General features: G+C 64.6%; 8 protein-coding genes. 4 read left to right on the top strand and 4 right to left on the bottom strand.

All coding sequences use genetic code 11. The features are described from left to right. Positions 1 to 8 precede the first annotated feature (8 nt). From ACT53K_RS11345 to ACT53K_RS11335, 3 genes are all read left to right on the top strand, one after another. Complete coding sequence (locus tag ACT53K_RS11345; RefSeq protein WP_476228757.1) at positions 9 to 689, top strand: ABC transporter ATP-binding protein; 681 nt, start codon at positions 9 to 11, stop codon at positions 687 to 689. 94 nt (positions 690 to 783) lie between these two features. Then, positions 784 to 3,204, top strand: a complete 2,421-nt coding sequence (locus ACT53K_RS11340) for an FtsX-like permease family protein (protein ID WP_476228756.1) — start codon at positions 784 to 786, stop codon at positions 3,202 to 3,204. Positions 3,205 to 3,216: 12 nt separating this feature from the next. Continuing rightward, entirely contained in the window at positions 3,217 to 5,640 is a 2,424-nt protein-coding gene (locus ACT53K_RS11335) for an ABC transporter permease (RefSeq protein WP_476228755.1), read from the top strand. Between the two features lie 97 nt (positions 5,641 to 5,737). Here the strand turns inward: ACT53K_RS11335 and ACT53K_RS11330 are convergent, their stop codons facing one another. The 4 genes from ACT53K_RS11330 to ACT53K_RS11315 form a co-directional block, all read right to left on the bottom strand. After that, positions 5,738 to 7,507, bottom strand: a complete 1,770-nt coding sequence (locus ACT53K_RS11330) for a glycoside hydrolase family 97 protein (protein ID WP_476228754.1) — start codon at positions 7,505 to 7,507, stop codon at positions 5,738 to 5,740. Positions 7,508 to 7,829: 322 nt separating this feature from the next. Beyond that, positions 7,830 to 9,212 (bottom strand): efflux transporter outer membrane subunit, encoded by a 1,383-nt coding sequence (locus ACT53K_RS11325; protein WP_476228753.1) that lies wholly within the window; start codon positions 9,210 to 9,212, stop codon positions 7,830 to 7,832. Then, positions 9,209 to 12,352 carry an efflux RND transporter permease subunit gene (locus tag ACT53K_RS11320; protein WP_476228752.1) on the bottom strand — a complete coding sequence of 1,048 codons (3,144 nt, stop codon included), beginning with the start codon at positions 12,350 to 12,352 and terminating at the stop codon, positions 9,209 to 9,211. The genes ACT53K_RS11325 and ACT53K_RS11320 overlap by 4 nt, the downstream gene beginning before the upstream one ends. A gap of 4 nt (positions 12,353 to 12,356) precedes the next feature. Then, positions 12,357 to 13,484 carry an efflux RND transporter periplasmic adaptor subunit gene (locus tag ACT53K_RS11315; RefSeq protein ID WP_476228751.1) on the bottom strand — a complete coding sequence of 376 codons (1,128 nt, stop codon included), beginning with the start codon at positions 13,482 to 13,484 and terminating at the stop codon, positions 12,357 to 12,359. A gap of 145 nt (positions 13,485 to 13,629) precedes the next feature. Here ACT53K_RS11315 and ACT53K_RS11310 point away from each other — a divergent pair. Further along, on the top strand, positions 13,630 to 14,036 hold a 407-nt coding region (locus tag ACT53K_RS11310; protein ID WP_476228750.1), incomplete at its 3' end, for a response regulator.

Below are 14,036 nucleotides of genomic sequence, written 5' to 3'. Positions count from 1 at the left end.
GCCCCGCCATGATCGAACTGAAGTCCATCCACCGCGCCTACCGCTCCGATGAGGTCGAGACGACCGCGCTCGCCGAAATCGACCTGCACGTGGAGCGGGGCGAGTTCCTGGCGATCATGGGTCCGTCCGGCTGCGGCAAGTCGACGCTGCTCAACATCCTCGGCACGATCGACCGGCCGACCAGCGGCGCCTATCTGTTCGAGGGCGAGGACATCGCCAAGGTGCCCGAGGCACAATTGGCGAAGCTGCGCCGCGACCGGCTAGGCTTTGTGTTCCAGAGCTTCAACCTGATCGACGAGCTGACCATCGCCGAAAATGTCGCGCTAGCACTTGCCTATCGCTCGATGCCCTCCCGCGAGAAGCGCGAGCGGGTCGACGCGGCGATGGACAGGGTCGGCATCGCCCATCGCCGCAACCATCACCCGCACCAGCTATCGGGCGGCCAGCAGCAGCGCGCCGCCATTGCCCGCGCGATCGTCAGCGAGCCGAAGCTGATCCTCGCGGACGAACCGACCGGCAATCTCGATACCGAAAATGGCGCGCAGGTGATGGACATCCTGACCCGGCTGAACGCCGAGGGCGCGACGATCGTGATGGTGACGCACTCGCCCGCCCACGCCGATATCGCCCGGCGCACCGTGCATATGCTCGACGGCCGGATTCTGTCCGCCGTCCGGAGGGCCGCGTGAAGCTCGACCGCGCCCTGACGGTGCTGGTGCTGCTGCTCCTTGCCGTCGCCCTGCTCCGCCATCTCTCCAACACCCGCGAACCGGGAGTGACGCCATGACGTCTGCCTTCACCAGCTTCTATCGCTCCCTCACCCGCCACAAGCTGTTCGCCGCGCTGAATATCGGCGGACTGGCGCTGGGAATTGCGGTATTCTTGGTCCTGTACCTGTTCGTGCGGTTCGAGACCGGCTTCGACCGGTGGATTCCGGGCGCGGACAAGCTCTACGTCATCACTGAACATTACCATATAGAAGGGGTTTCGGAGGATCCGAATCCCTACACCATGGGTGCGGAGCTGGACCATCTCCACGCCGATTATCCGCAACTGGTCGGCACCCGCTTCTGGCCGCTGGGCGGTATTATCCATCAAGGCGCGGTGGTAGCCGGTGAGGAACTGGTCGCCGTCGACACCAACTTCTTCAAGCTGATGCCGATGCCGGTCATCGCCGGCGATCCCAACCAGGCGCTGGCCGATCCAGACAGCATGGTAATCACCCAGCGCGTCGCCAGCACCTATTTCGGCACCACGTCGCCGTTAGGGCGCACGCTTACCATCGGAATCGGCTCCAGAACGTACAACTACCGGGTCGGCGCCGTGATCGCCGATATGCGCAAGGACCAGAGCTACCGCTCCGAAATCTTCGTGCCGGTCAATCGCGGACGCTTCGCCAGCGAGTGGTTCGACCATTGGGGCAGTACGTCGCTGACGACTTTGCTGCGTTTCCCCGACGCCGCTGCCGCAAGTGCGTTCCAGACCGAGTTGCACCGTTTCGCCGATCGGCACGTCTACGGCCCAGATATTCCAAAGACTGCCTGGGAACAGTCGCTCCTGCCGCTGACCGATCTGCACCTGCTCGATCCTGCCGACCGCACAGTGGTGACGACGATGGGCGCAGTAGGCGCGCTCACCCTGCTGATCGCCATCGTCAACTATATCAATCTCGCTACTGCCCGCGCCGGACTGCGCGCCCGCGAAGTGGCGGTACGCAAGGTACTGGGCGGCACGCACCGCGCGCTGATCCGACAGTTTCTGATCGAGGCAGTGGCGACGGTGGCGCTCGCCGCGCTGATCGGCCTCGCACTCGCTGAACTGGCACTCCCCCTCATCAACGCCGCCGGCGGCCTGACGCTGAAGATCCATTATGCGGGCGACCAGAGCATCGTCCTGCCGCTGGTCCTCCTCGTGCTGCTGGTGGGCGGGATCGCTGGCCTCTACCCGGCGCTGGTGCTGGCGGGATTTCGCGCGGCGGCGGTGCTGGCCTCGGCCCGTGCGCCCGGCGGCGGGCGGGCCGGTGCCCGGGTTCGCGCCGGGCTGGTAATCTTCCAGTTCGCGATCGCCATCGCCTTCGCGATCGGCACCACGGTGATGATCGCCCAGACCCGGCACATCCAGACCGCCGATCTGGGGTTCCGCCGCGACGGACTGTACGTCGTCCGCTCTTTCGTCTCTTCCTCGCTGCGACCGGAACAGAAGACGGCGCTGCTCCGCACCTTTGCCACGCTGCCCGGTGCCGTCAGCGTAACCATGGCGGAAAACGCGCCCGGCTCGCAGGACATGACCAACCGCACCACGATGAACCGACCGGGCCAGGAAGCGATCCGCAAGCCTTCGATGATGCACGTCGCGGTCGGCGAAAACTATTTCGAGACCATGGGTGCGCGGCTGATCGCCGGGCGCTGGTTCGACAAGGCGCATCCCGGCGACGACCTGGCGCTGCGCAAGCGCGACGATATCAGCGGCAAGAACCCCTATAGTGTGGTGATCGACCGCAGCTCGGTAGGCGCGCTGGGCTTCAGCAGCCCGCAGGATGCGATCGGCAAGCCGCTGGAAGGCAATGGGCCGATGACGATCATCGGCGTCATCGACGATCTGCGCTTCCGCGGCCCGCGCGAGGCGGCAGGCAGCGTCGTTTATCGCTATGACAGCCGGCCGTTCGACAATGCCTTCGCAACGATCCGCTATGCCGGCGATCCCGGGAAGTTCGGTGACGCCGTCGAAGCCGCGTGGAAGCGCATCGCCCCTGCCGAGCCCTATCAGGGCCGCACCGTCGAAGAGAATTTGTACAAGCGCTATTACGAGCAGGACACGCAGCGCACCCGCATCTTCACCATGGGTGCGGTGCTGGCGATCCTCATTGGCTGTATCGGGCTCTATGGCCTCGCCGCCTTCGACACGACAAGGCGGATCAAGGAAATCGGCATCCGCAAGGCGCTGGGCGCTTCCACCAGCGATGTGCTCAAGCTGCTGGTCGGCAAGTTCCTGCGTCCGGTGCTGCTCGCCAATCTGATCGCCTGGCCGCTCGCCTGGGTGGCGATGCAGCGCTGGCTGTCGACCTTTGATGACCGGGTCTCGCTGTCGCCGGGCTATTTCCTGCTGGCCTCCGCCGTCGCCGTGCTGATCGCCGTGCTGACCGTCATAGGCCAGTCCTGGCGCACCGCCCGCGCCGAACCCGCCCGTGCGCTGCGCTACGAATAGGATCGGACCTCCATGCATCGCCTCGCCTGGCTCGCTTTGTATCGCTCGTTCTCGCGCCACAAGCTGTTCACGCTCGTCAATATCGGCGGGCTGGCGCTGGGCGTCGCGGTATTCCTGATCCTCTATCTGTTCGTCCACTACGAAACGACCTTCGACCATGCGTTGCCGGGCTGGGACAAGACCTGGATTGTCCAGCGGACCATGCAGTTTTCCGGTGCGCCGGAGGTCAACATCCCCAATCGGCGCGAAATGCTGGCGATGCTCCAGACCGACAATCCGGGGCTGGAGGGCACCCGGCTGCTTCAGGGCGAGGCCGCCGTCCGGCTGGGCAATGGCAGCGTCGCCGAACCGATCGGTCATGTCGACGCCAACTACTTCATCTTCTTCCCGTTGCCCGTCGTCGCGGGGGATCCCGCGGCGGCGCTGCGCACGCCTGACGGCGCGGTGATCACCGAGCGCATCGCCCGCACCTATCTGCCTGGCGGTCCGGCAATCGGGCGGACGCTGACCCTGACGATGGACGGCAAGACAAGCGTGGTCCGCGTCGGCGCAGTGATCCGCGACCTGCCGGCCAGCCTCAGCTACCGTAGCGAAATCTATCGCCGTCTGATGCCGGACACGCCGCTGTTCGGCCGCAAGACGAAGGGGCTCGTCACCTTTCTGCATCTGGCGGACAAGGCAGCCGCAGAACGCTTGCGTCCGCAGATCACCGACTTCAACAACCGCCATCCCAACCCGGATTTCACCGGCCCGCCCGATCTGTTGCGACTGCGGCAAAAACTGCTGCCGCTGGACTCGTTGCACCTCCGCGAGGGCCGCGACCAGGCGGTCGTAACAGCGCTGGGTCTGGTGGGGCTGCTCGCGCTGCTGATCGCGATCGGCAATTATGTGAACCTTGCCACGGCACGCGCCGGACTGCGCGCACGCGAAGTGGCAGTCCGCAAGGTATTGGGCGCCAGCCGCTCCGCGCTGATCGGCCAGTTTCTTGCCGAAGCCACCGCAACTGCTGCACTGGCCACGCTGATCGGACTGGCGCTGGCGGAAATCACGCTGCCGCTGGTCAACAGCATCGGCGGTACCAATCTGCGCATCGCCTATTGGGGCAGTGACTCGATCGTCCCGCCCGCACTGGCGCTGATTGGCGTGGTTGGTCTGTTTGCCGGCCTCTATCCCGCCTTTGTGCTGTCGCGTTTCCAACCCGCCGCCGTGCTGGCCGCAGCCGGAACCACGGGCGGCGGGCGCGCGGGCCGAAATCTGCGCACCACGCTGGTCGTGCTGCAATTCGCCATCGCGATTGCGCTGATGATCGGTACTGCAGTGCTTTTCGCCCAGGCCCGGCACCTGCAACAGGCCGATCTCGGCTTTCGGCGCGATGGGCTGGTGATGGTGCCTTCGTTCGGGGACGAAGCCCTGGACGCAGCCCAGCGCCATGACCTAGCAGCCGCGCTCGCCCGTGTACCGGGCGTTACCGCCGTCACCCAGTCGTCGATAGCAGCGGGAGGCAACGGCACCTTCGGCATCGCGACGATGCACCGCGAAGGCGCTGTCGGCCACGACCCGAGTGCAATGCAGGATGAAATCGGCCCCGGTTTCTTTCAGGTCTATGGCGCCAGGCTACTGGCGGGGCGCTGGCCCGACATGAAACGCTTTGCCGCTGACGATGCCAGCGTCGGGCCCGGACTGCCCGAAGGCGCCCTGAAGACGGCGTATAATGTCCTGCTGAACCGCACCGCCGTCGCGCGGCTTGGCTTTGCGAGCCCGGCTGCAGCGGTGGGCAGCACCCTGCGCGACGGCGACGCGAGTGTTACGGTGATTGGCGTCGTCGACGACCTGCGCTTCACAAGCCCGCGCGATCCGATCGAGCCGCAGGTCTATACTTCCCGTTCCAGTCACCTCGCCAACCCCGTTCTTGCCGCACGTTATACCGGCGATGGGCAGGCGGTGCTTGACCGGCTTGAAGCGATCTGGCGCCGCATCGCGCCCAATGCGCCCTATCAGGCAGTGACGGTAGACCAGCAACTATATGAGCAATATCAGCGCGCCGACGTGCAGCGCACCCGACTGTTCACCATGGGCGCGGGGCTGGCGATCCTGATCGGCTGTATCGGCCTATACGGCCTGGCCGCCTTCGACACGACACGGCGGATCAAGGAAATCGGCATCCGCAAGGCGCTGGGCGCTTCCACCGGCGATGTGCTCAGGCTGCTGGTCGGCAAGTTCCTCCGCCCGGTGCTGCTCGCCAATCTGATCGCCTGGCCGCTCGCCTGGGTGACGATGCAGCGCTGGCTATCGACCTTCGATGACCGGGTCGCGCTGTCGCCGGGCTATTTCCTCCTCGCCTCGGCCATCGCCGTGCTGATCGCCGTGCTGACCGTCATCGGCCAATCCTGGCGCACCGCCCGCGCCGAACCCGCCCGCGCGCTGCGCTACGAATAGGATCGAACCTCCATGCACCGCCTCGGCGCGTTTAGGACGGGGTAGAAAAGAGATGCCGAACGCGCGCGGCCACATCGCCACGCGATCGGTTATGCCGTCAGCGTGCCGGGCGCAGCCACCCGACATAGCCGCCCTGCACGCGGAGCCTCACGTCGATGGAATCGCTCGCGCGCACCGTACGCTCGGTTCGATCGTACGCATCCTGCCGCCCTTGATCGTCCGCCAGCGAGACGAGCTTCCAGGGGCCCGCGCCCAGGAAGCGGAGATCGACCTTCAGCGGGCGCGCCTCCTTTCCATTGATGACCGCGACGAACCAGTCCTTGCCGTGCCGCCGGGCGAAGCCCGCCATTAGGCCCGGCTCGCTGCCCGGCAGGACGATGGTCTCGTCCCAAACGGCCGGAACGGCCTTCAGTACGTCGATCGCCGGGTTCTCCAGATAGCTGCGCGGATGCCCGCCCATCGACAGGTAGGGGGAGGTGAACAGGATCGACTGCGCCAGTTCGTGCGCCCAGCTATTGCCCTGCAGTTCCCTGGGCTCGAAGACGGTGGGGGTATAGTCGCCCGGCCCGACCACGTAGCGCGTGAAGGGCAGGATCGTGTCGTGGTCGCCCGGCAGCACGCGGTTGTAGCGGGTGATCTGCCACTCATGCCCCCGCACGCCCTCCCGGCTCAGGACGTTCGGCCAGGTCCGCTCGGTGCCCGTCGGCTTCATCGCACCATGAAAGTCGACCATCAATTTGTTCGCCGCGCTGTCGCGCGCGAAATCCTCATACCAAGTCGCCCAGCGATGGTCGGCCTGCTCCGGGAAATCGACCTTCACGCCGACGATCCCCATGTCCGCATAGCGGCGCAGCGTCGCGCGGCGCTGGGCGGCATCGAACATCTGCTTACTGTGCACCCAGACCCAGATGTCGACACCCTGCGACCTTGCGTAGCGGATCGTCTCGGCCAGCGTTTCCCACGGGCGATTCCAGTCGGCCCAACCGTCGTCGATCAGATAGTAGCGATAGCCGAGCTGCCGCGTCCAATCGATCCAGTCATGCTGGTCGCCTGCTTTCGGTGCGCCGATCGCCAGCCATTGCCAGCTGGAAACGCCGGGCCGTATCCAATCCGCCTTGGCGAGCGCCGGCGAAGGGGGCGGGTTGAGGTTCTGGATCAGCGTGGTGTTGACCAGCCGGGTGAGGTCGCGCGCGATAATGGTTACGCGCCAGGGCTGGGTTACTGCGTCATCGGTCGTCCAGCCCTGGGGATCAGCATAGAGACTGCCCTGGAGTAACCCGGCGGCGTTGGGCGTGATGCTCATGTCGCCGTAATGGACTACTGCTGCCTCGCTGATCGTCACATAATAGCGGTCGATCCTCGCGGTCAGCGGCATACCCAGCGCTTGGCCGGTCAATTGGCTCAGCGTCGTGGCCGCATAGATTTCTTCATAACCCGGATCGAGCTTGGTCGACCAAACGCGCGGATCCGCGGCGGCGAGCTTCCACCCAGAACGATCCGCTTCGATCCTGCGGCCGGCCTTTGCAGGCAGGCGCAGGCGCACGCCGACACCGTCATCCGCGACATGGACGTCCACGGTGAACCGCATTCGGCCGGTGGCAAGCACAACGCTGGCAACATTGGCGCGGTCGATCGCTTCGACCTTGCCGCCGAAGAAGCGGTATCTTCTGTCGACCCTGGTTCGCTGCACCCTTCTGACATGGGCGTTATCGCCAAGCTCGACACCGTCGACCCGCATCCCGATCGGCGAAGAGTCCAGGATCGACCGCCCGTCCATGGTGACGCGATACAGCAGCTTCCCGCCGTCGTCCGACAGGATCGCTCGAACCTTTCCGTCCGGACTGGCGACTGTAACCGTTTCGGCCATTGCGGTCGTCGTCGTGGCGAATGCCACGCAACCGGCGATCGCCCACCCACAGAATCGCGACCGCACTAGTCTGGATCCTATCATTTTGCCGCCCCCTCAATGGCCCAGAAGCGCATGCCGATGCCGCTCAAACCACGTTCCGCACGCTCAAATTTCCATATACGCTCCATTCCATATACAAAAGCATGATTTGATTCATGCAATCATACCGCTCACATTGCCGCGCAAGCCGACGTTCCTAAACTGCGTCGAGGTCAAGAAAATTGGTCAGAACGGCCCCCGTTGGAAGCATGCATTGCCGCCAACGCACTTCTTGACCGGTTCACAACGACGAGTCTGATCCCAGTGCCGAATAAAGGGTCACGCGATTGCTGAGGTCCGCCAAGGTCGTCGAGATTGCCGCCTGGCGCGCGGCATAGAGCGTGCGCTGGGCCGTCAGGACATTCAGATAAGCGGAAATACCCGCACGATAGGATCGATCTGCCAGCGTCAGACTGCGTTCTGCGGCGGCCAGCAACCGGGCCTGTGCAGCACGTTGATCCGTGATCGTGCCGCGCCGGGCCAAGGCGTCGGCAACATCGCGGAAAGCGCTCTGCACGGCCTTCTGGTATTTGGCGAAGTAATAGTCGCGCTGGGCCCGCGCATAAGCGAGGTTGCCGCTGTTCGCACCGCCCAGGATCGGTATGCTGGCGCTGGGTGTTGTAGTCCAGTTGCTCGCGCTGCCCTTGAACAGATCGGAGAGCGCCGTGCTCGCGAGGCCCACGGCCGACGTGAGGCTGATCTTGGGGAAGAACGCCGCCCGCGCCGCGCCGATGCTGGCATTGGCGCTCTTCAGGCTATGCTCGGCCTCAACCACGTCGGGGCGCTGCAGCAGGACGTCGGAAGAAAGACCGGCGGGTGGCACCGCGATGCTGGCGTCGAGATCGAGGAGCGTCGCGGTCAGCAGCGCCTCCTCCACCGGCGCGCCGACGAGCAGTTCTAGCGCATTGCGGTCCTGTGCCACCTGCGTGGTGTAGGAGGCGATGTCGGACTGAGCCTGGGCCAGCACGGTTTTGGCGCTTTCAAGGTCGGCGGCGGTGCCCAGGCCGGCCTGGAGCAGCGACTGGTTCAGCGCCACAGTGCGGGCCGCGCTCGCCGCTGTCTCCTTCGCCGCGGCCAGCAAGTCGCGGTCGGCGGCGAGGGTAACATAGGCGGTGATGGTTTCCGACACGATGGTAAGCCGCGTCGAGCGCATCCCCGACTGGGTCGACAGATACGATTCGAACGCCGCCTTGCTCTGGTTTTTCAGCCGACCGAACAGGTCGATCTCAAACCCGCTGAAGCCCGCACTGGCACTGTAGCTCTCGGACGAGCCGCCCTTCTGCTCGACGATCGTGTCAGAGCCGCTGGCCGAGAGCGTCGGGAACTGGGAAGCGCGGTTGATCCGGTACTGGGCGCGCGCCGAGGCGACATTGGCGAGCGCGGCACGCAGATCGCGGTTATTCGCCAACGCTCGCTCGACCACCGCGCGGACCCGGGCATCGGTAGCGAGCGACTGCCACGCTAAGCCGGGCTCGGCCGGCGCAGGCGCTTCATATGCGGCCCCGCTCGGCCAGGCAGGGGCCACAGCGGGTTCCGGGCGAACATAATGCGGTGCCATGTCGCAGCCCGCCAGAAGGACGGGGGCTGCGAGCAGGACGGTACGAAGACGATAGCGAAAGGTCATGCGGCCTCGGGGCTGGGCGTTTCGCCATGGGGGGCGGCTTTCCGGTGGAACAGCCGGCCGATCACGACGAAGAACATGGGAACATAGAAGATGGCGATGGCCGTGGCGGTCAGCATGCCGCCGGCTACGGCAGTACCGATTGCAATGCGGCTTTGGGCGCCCGCCCCGCTCGCCACCGCCAGCGGCAGCACGCCGGCGATAAAGGCGATAGAGGTCATCAGAATCGGGCGCAGGCGCAACTTCGCCGCCTCCAGCGCCGCCTCGACCAGGTTTTTGCCCTCAAGCCGCCCGGCTTCGGCGAATTCGACGATGAGGATCGCGTTCTTGGCGGCAAGTCCGATCGTGGTGAGCAAGCCGACCTGGAAATAGATGTCGTTTTCCAGGCCCCGCAGCTTTACTGCCAGCACCGCGCCGATCACGCCGAGTGGCAGCACCATCAGGATTGCGAACGGCACCGACCAGCTTTCGTAGAGCGCGGCAAGGCAGAGAAATACCACCAGCACCGAGATTGCGTAGAGATATGGCGCCTGCCCGCTCGATTGATTTTCCTGATAGGAGAGCCCGCTCCAGGCATAGCTTGTGCCCGGTGCAACCTGTTGCTGCAGGCGGATCATTTCCTGCATGGCGGCGCCGGAACTGACACCGCTCGCCGGCTCCCCCTGGAGTTCATAGGAGGATTGGCCATTGAACCGCGAGACCGAATTCGGCCCCTTCTCCCAGGCCGTGGTCGCGAAGGCGGAGAACGGCACCATCTCGCCGGTGCTGCTCGAACGAACGAACCAGTTGTCCAGATCGGACGGCAACATGCGGGCGGCAGCCTCGCCCTGGACATAGACGCGCTTGACGCGCCCGCGATCGATGAAGTCGTTGACGTAGTTGCCGCCCCAAGCAGCCGCGAGCGTGCTGTTCACATCGCTTTCGGACAGTCCGAGCACGGCCAGCTTCGGTTCGTCGATGGTAACGCGCAACTGCGGGGAATCCGCCAAGGTCGAGGCGCGGACCTGCTTCAACTTCGAGCTCTGGTTCGCGGCAGCGATCAGCTTGTCGCGCAGCGCCTCGAAGGCGCTTCGGCTCAGCCCGCTGGTGTTCAGCAGCTCAAAGGTGAAGCCGTTGGACTGGCCCAGTCCGCTGATCGCCGGGGGCACCATGGCGAAGACCTGGGCATCGCGAATCTGGCTGAAGCTGCGCATCGCCCGACCGGTGATCGCCGTGCTGCTATTCTTGCTGTCGGTGCGCTCGTCAAAGGGCGCCAGCGAAACGAATCCCATGCCGGTATTCTGGCCACTGCCCGAGAAACTGAACCCGGTCAGCATCATGGCTGCTGCCACATTCTTCCGCTCGCTGCCGAGATAGAATTGCTGGATCTGCTCGCGCACGGCGTCGGTGCGTTCGGCCGTGGCTCCCGCCGGCAGGGTGAACATCACCATCGACTCGCCCTGGTCCTCGGTCGGCAGGAAGCCGGTGGGAAGCCGGACGAACAGCACAACCATCGCGACGACAATGACCGCGTAGACACCCAGGTGCAGCAAGCGCCGACCGACAACGCGCTCCACATTGCGCAGATATCCGTTGGTCATCCGCTCGAACCAGCGATTGAACCGACCAAAGAGGCCGTGCTGCTGCGAATCCTGGTGCGGCGCCTTGAGCAACGTGGCGCACAGCGCAGGCGACAAAATGAGTGCAACCACCACCGACAACAGCATCGCCGAGACGATGGTGATCGAGAACTGCCGGTAGATCACGCCTGTGGAACCGCCGAAGAACGCCATCGGCAACATCACGGCCGACAGCACCAGCGCGATGCCGACCAGCGCGGAGCCGATTTCGTCCATTGAGCGGATCGTCGCCTCGCGCGGGCTTAATCCGGCCTCCTGCATCAGCCGCTCGACATTCTCCACCACCACGATCGCGTCGTCGACCAGCAGGCCGATGGCGAGCACCATGCCGAACAGCGTGAGGGTATTGATCGAATAGTCGAATGCGGCAAGGACACCGAAGGTACCGAGCAGCACCACGGGTACGGCGATCGCCGGGATCAGCGTGGCGCGCCAGCTTTGCAGGAAGACGTACATCACCAGCACGACGAGCACGACAGCGATCAGCAGCGTTTCCACCACTTCCTTGATCGAGAGCTTGACGAAATCGGTGCTGTCGCGCGGATAGGCGACGGCGAAGCCGGCCGGCATTCCCTTGGCGATCTGTTCGACACGCGCGCGCACGGCGGACGCGGTGTTGAGCGCATCGGCGCCGGGGGCAAGCTGGACCGCGAGACCGGAAGCGGGATGGCCATTCAGCCTCGCGTCGGAACTGTAATCCTCCTCCCCAAGTTCGACCCGCGCCACGTCGGAAAGCCGTACGACCGATCCGTCGCTACGCGTCTTGACGACAATGTTGCGGAACTGATCGGGCGAAGTGAAGCGCGATTTCGCCTTCACGACGGCATTCAGCATCTGCCCTTTCACTGCAGGAAGCGCGCCGATCTGCCCGGCGGAAACCTCGGCATTCTGCGCAGTGATCGCACTGGTTACGTCCGACGGCATCAGCTTGACGGCAGCCAGCCTGGCAGGGTCCAGCCAGATACGCATGGCATATTGCGCACCGAAGACCTGCGTTTTGCCCACGCCGTTCACGCGGCCCAGATCGTCCTGCAAATGGCTGACGAGATAATCGCCAATGTCCGCCGACGTGACGCGATCCGTCGTGTCATACAAGGCGACGACCATCAGGAAGTCGGCATTGGATTTCTGAACAGTGATGCCCTGCTGCTGCACCTGGGTCGGCAGGCGGGAGGTTGCCTGCGTCACCTTGTTCTGGACCTGAACCTGCGCCGTATCCGCGTTGGTGCCCTTCTTGAAGGTCGCGGTGATGGTGACGCTGCCGGCGCTGCTGGACGTGGACGAGAAGTACAGCAGCCCATCGAGCCCGGTCAGCTGCTGCTCAAGCACCTGGGTCACGCTGTTTTCCAGCGTTTCGGCGGACGCGCCCGGATAGGTCGCGCTGATGCTTATCGAAGGCGGGGCGATATCGGGATATTGCGCGATCGGCAGGCTGTAGATGCAGCCGATACCGGCCAGCATGATCGCGATCGCAATCACCCAGGCGAAAATCGGGCGTCCAATGAAGAAGCGACTGATGCCCATCGGATCAGCCGCCGATCTTCACGGCGACGGCCTTCACCGTCGCACCGGGCATCGCCTTGTCGGTCCCCTGCACGATCAGCCGATCGCCGGCCTTAAGGCCATCGGTGACGATCCACTGATTACCCACCGCCTTCAGCGTGGTCACGGACCGCTGCACAACCTTGTTACTGCTGTCGAGCACCAGGGCAGAAGCATTGCCCTTGGCATCGCGGCTGATGCCCTGCTGCGGCGCGAGCACCGCGTCGGGTACCACGCCTTGCGGCGTTTCCACGCGCACGAACATGCCAGGCATCAGCACGCCGTCCGGATTGGGGAAGCGCGCACGCAGCACTACCGTGCCGGCATTCTCATCCACCGACACTTCGGAAAATTCGATGGTGCCGGCAGGCCCGTAGTAACTGTCGTCCGACAATTTGAGCCGCACCGTCATATCCCCCTTTTTCAGGCTGCCATTGGCGAGCCGCTTGCGGAGGGCGAGCAACTGATCGCTGGACTGCGTTATATCGACATAGATCGGGTCAAGCTGCTGGATCGTCGCAAGTGCGGTGGTCTGCGAGGCGGTAACCAATGCGCCGGGGGTCACGCTCGATCGGCCGATACGGCCGGAAATCGGCGCCAGCACGCGCGTATATTCAAGGCTGAGCTTCGCGGAACGGAGGTTGGCCTCGTACAGATGAATGTTCGCACGCGCTTGCCTGGCACTCGCGATGGCATCGTCGATGTCCTGGCGACTGACCGCATCGACGTCGTGGAGCGTTGCGTAGCGCTTTGCCTTTGCGTCCGCCGAAGCCAGCGCCGCCTGGGCACTTTCGAGCTGGGCGGAAATCTGGTCCCGAGCGGCGCTGTAGCTACGCGAATCGATCTGATAGAGCGGCTGACCGGCGCGCACGAAGCTGCCTTCGTTGAACAGGCGCTGGCGGATCACGCCGTCCACCTGCGGCCGCACGTCCGCCGTCAGTTGCGCGGTAACGCGCCCGGTCAGCTCGGCCGAAACCGGCGCGGACGTACCAGCAAGCGTAACATAGCCAACCTCCACCGGCCCCTGTGGCGGGAGACCGGAGGGCTGGCCCGACGAACAGGCAGCGAGGGCGACGCAGAGCGCAAGCGCGCGACAGGAGGCGGGTACAGGCATGGTGCGTGCCCTATCGCCCCCCTTCCCCAGGCGCATGCGACAATGCGTAGCTTTTCATGTACTCGGCAGCCGGCGCGCGTAACACTCGGTCGGTGTCTGTATCGATATGTATCGGGCGCGGGACGTCCAGGCAGGATAACGCTACATGCACCCGATGACCCAAACTCCAGTCGGAGCGACCGGCAACATTCTCGTCGTCGATGACGATGCCGATCTCCGTGCGCTGATCGTGCAGCAGCTTGAACGGGAACGCCATGCCGTGCGCGCTGCCGCCAGCGTTGCGGAAGCGCGGGAAGCACTCGCCGAACAATGTGCCGATGTGGTCGTCCTGGACCTCAATCTCCCCGATGGGGATGGGCTGACGCTGTGCTGGACGCTGCGCGCCGAGGGCTTTACGCAAGCCGTGATCATGGTCACCGCGCGCGACAGCGCGATCGACCGTGTGCTGGGGCTGGAACTGGGCGCCGACGACTATCATTACAGTTGCGTTTTTGATCATGTTCTGAATCAATGGGTGACCATGACGAGGGAGGTCGTGGTGACGGGGGCATC

Source organism: Sphingomonas sp. DMC8 (assembly GCF_056314185.1).
Note: the sequence above shows the minus strand (reverse complement) of the source record. Positions and strands in the feature narration are given on the sequence as shown.

Bases quoted from the DNA above. Each gene is read 5' to 3' on its own strand.
- ACT53K_RS11340 (WP_476228756.1), top strand. From the start codon at position 784: ATGACGTCTGCCTTCACCAGCTTCTATCGCTCCCTCACCCGCCACAAG.
- ACT53K_RS11320 (WP_476228752.1), bottom strand. From the start codon at position 12,352: ATGGGCATCAGTCGCTTCTTCATTGGACGCCCGATTTTCGCCTGGGTG.
- ACT53K_RS11345 (WP_476228757.1), top strand. From the start codon at position 9: ATGATCGAACTGAAGTCCATCCACCGCGCCTACCGCTCCGATGAGGTC.
- ACT53K_RS11325 (WP_476228753.1), bottom strand. From the start codon at position 9,212: ATGACCTTTCGCTATCGTCTTCGTACCGTCCTGCTCGCAGCCCCCGTC.
- ACT53K_RS11315 (WP_476228751.1), bottom strand. From the start codon at position 13,484: ATGCCTGTACCCGCCTCCTGTCGCGCGCTTGCGCTCTGCGTCGCCCTC.
- ACT53K_RS11335 (WP_476228755.1), top strand. From the start codon at position 3,217: ATGCATCGCCTCGCCTGGCTCGCTTTGTATCGCTCGTTCTCGCGCCAC.
- ACT53K_RS11330 (WP_476228754.1), bottom strand. From the start codon at position 7,507: ATGGCCGAAACGGTTACAGTCGCCAGTCCGGACGGAAAGGTTCGAGCG.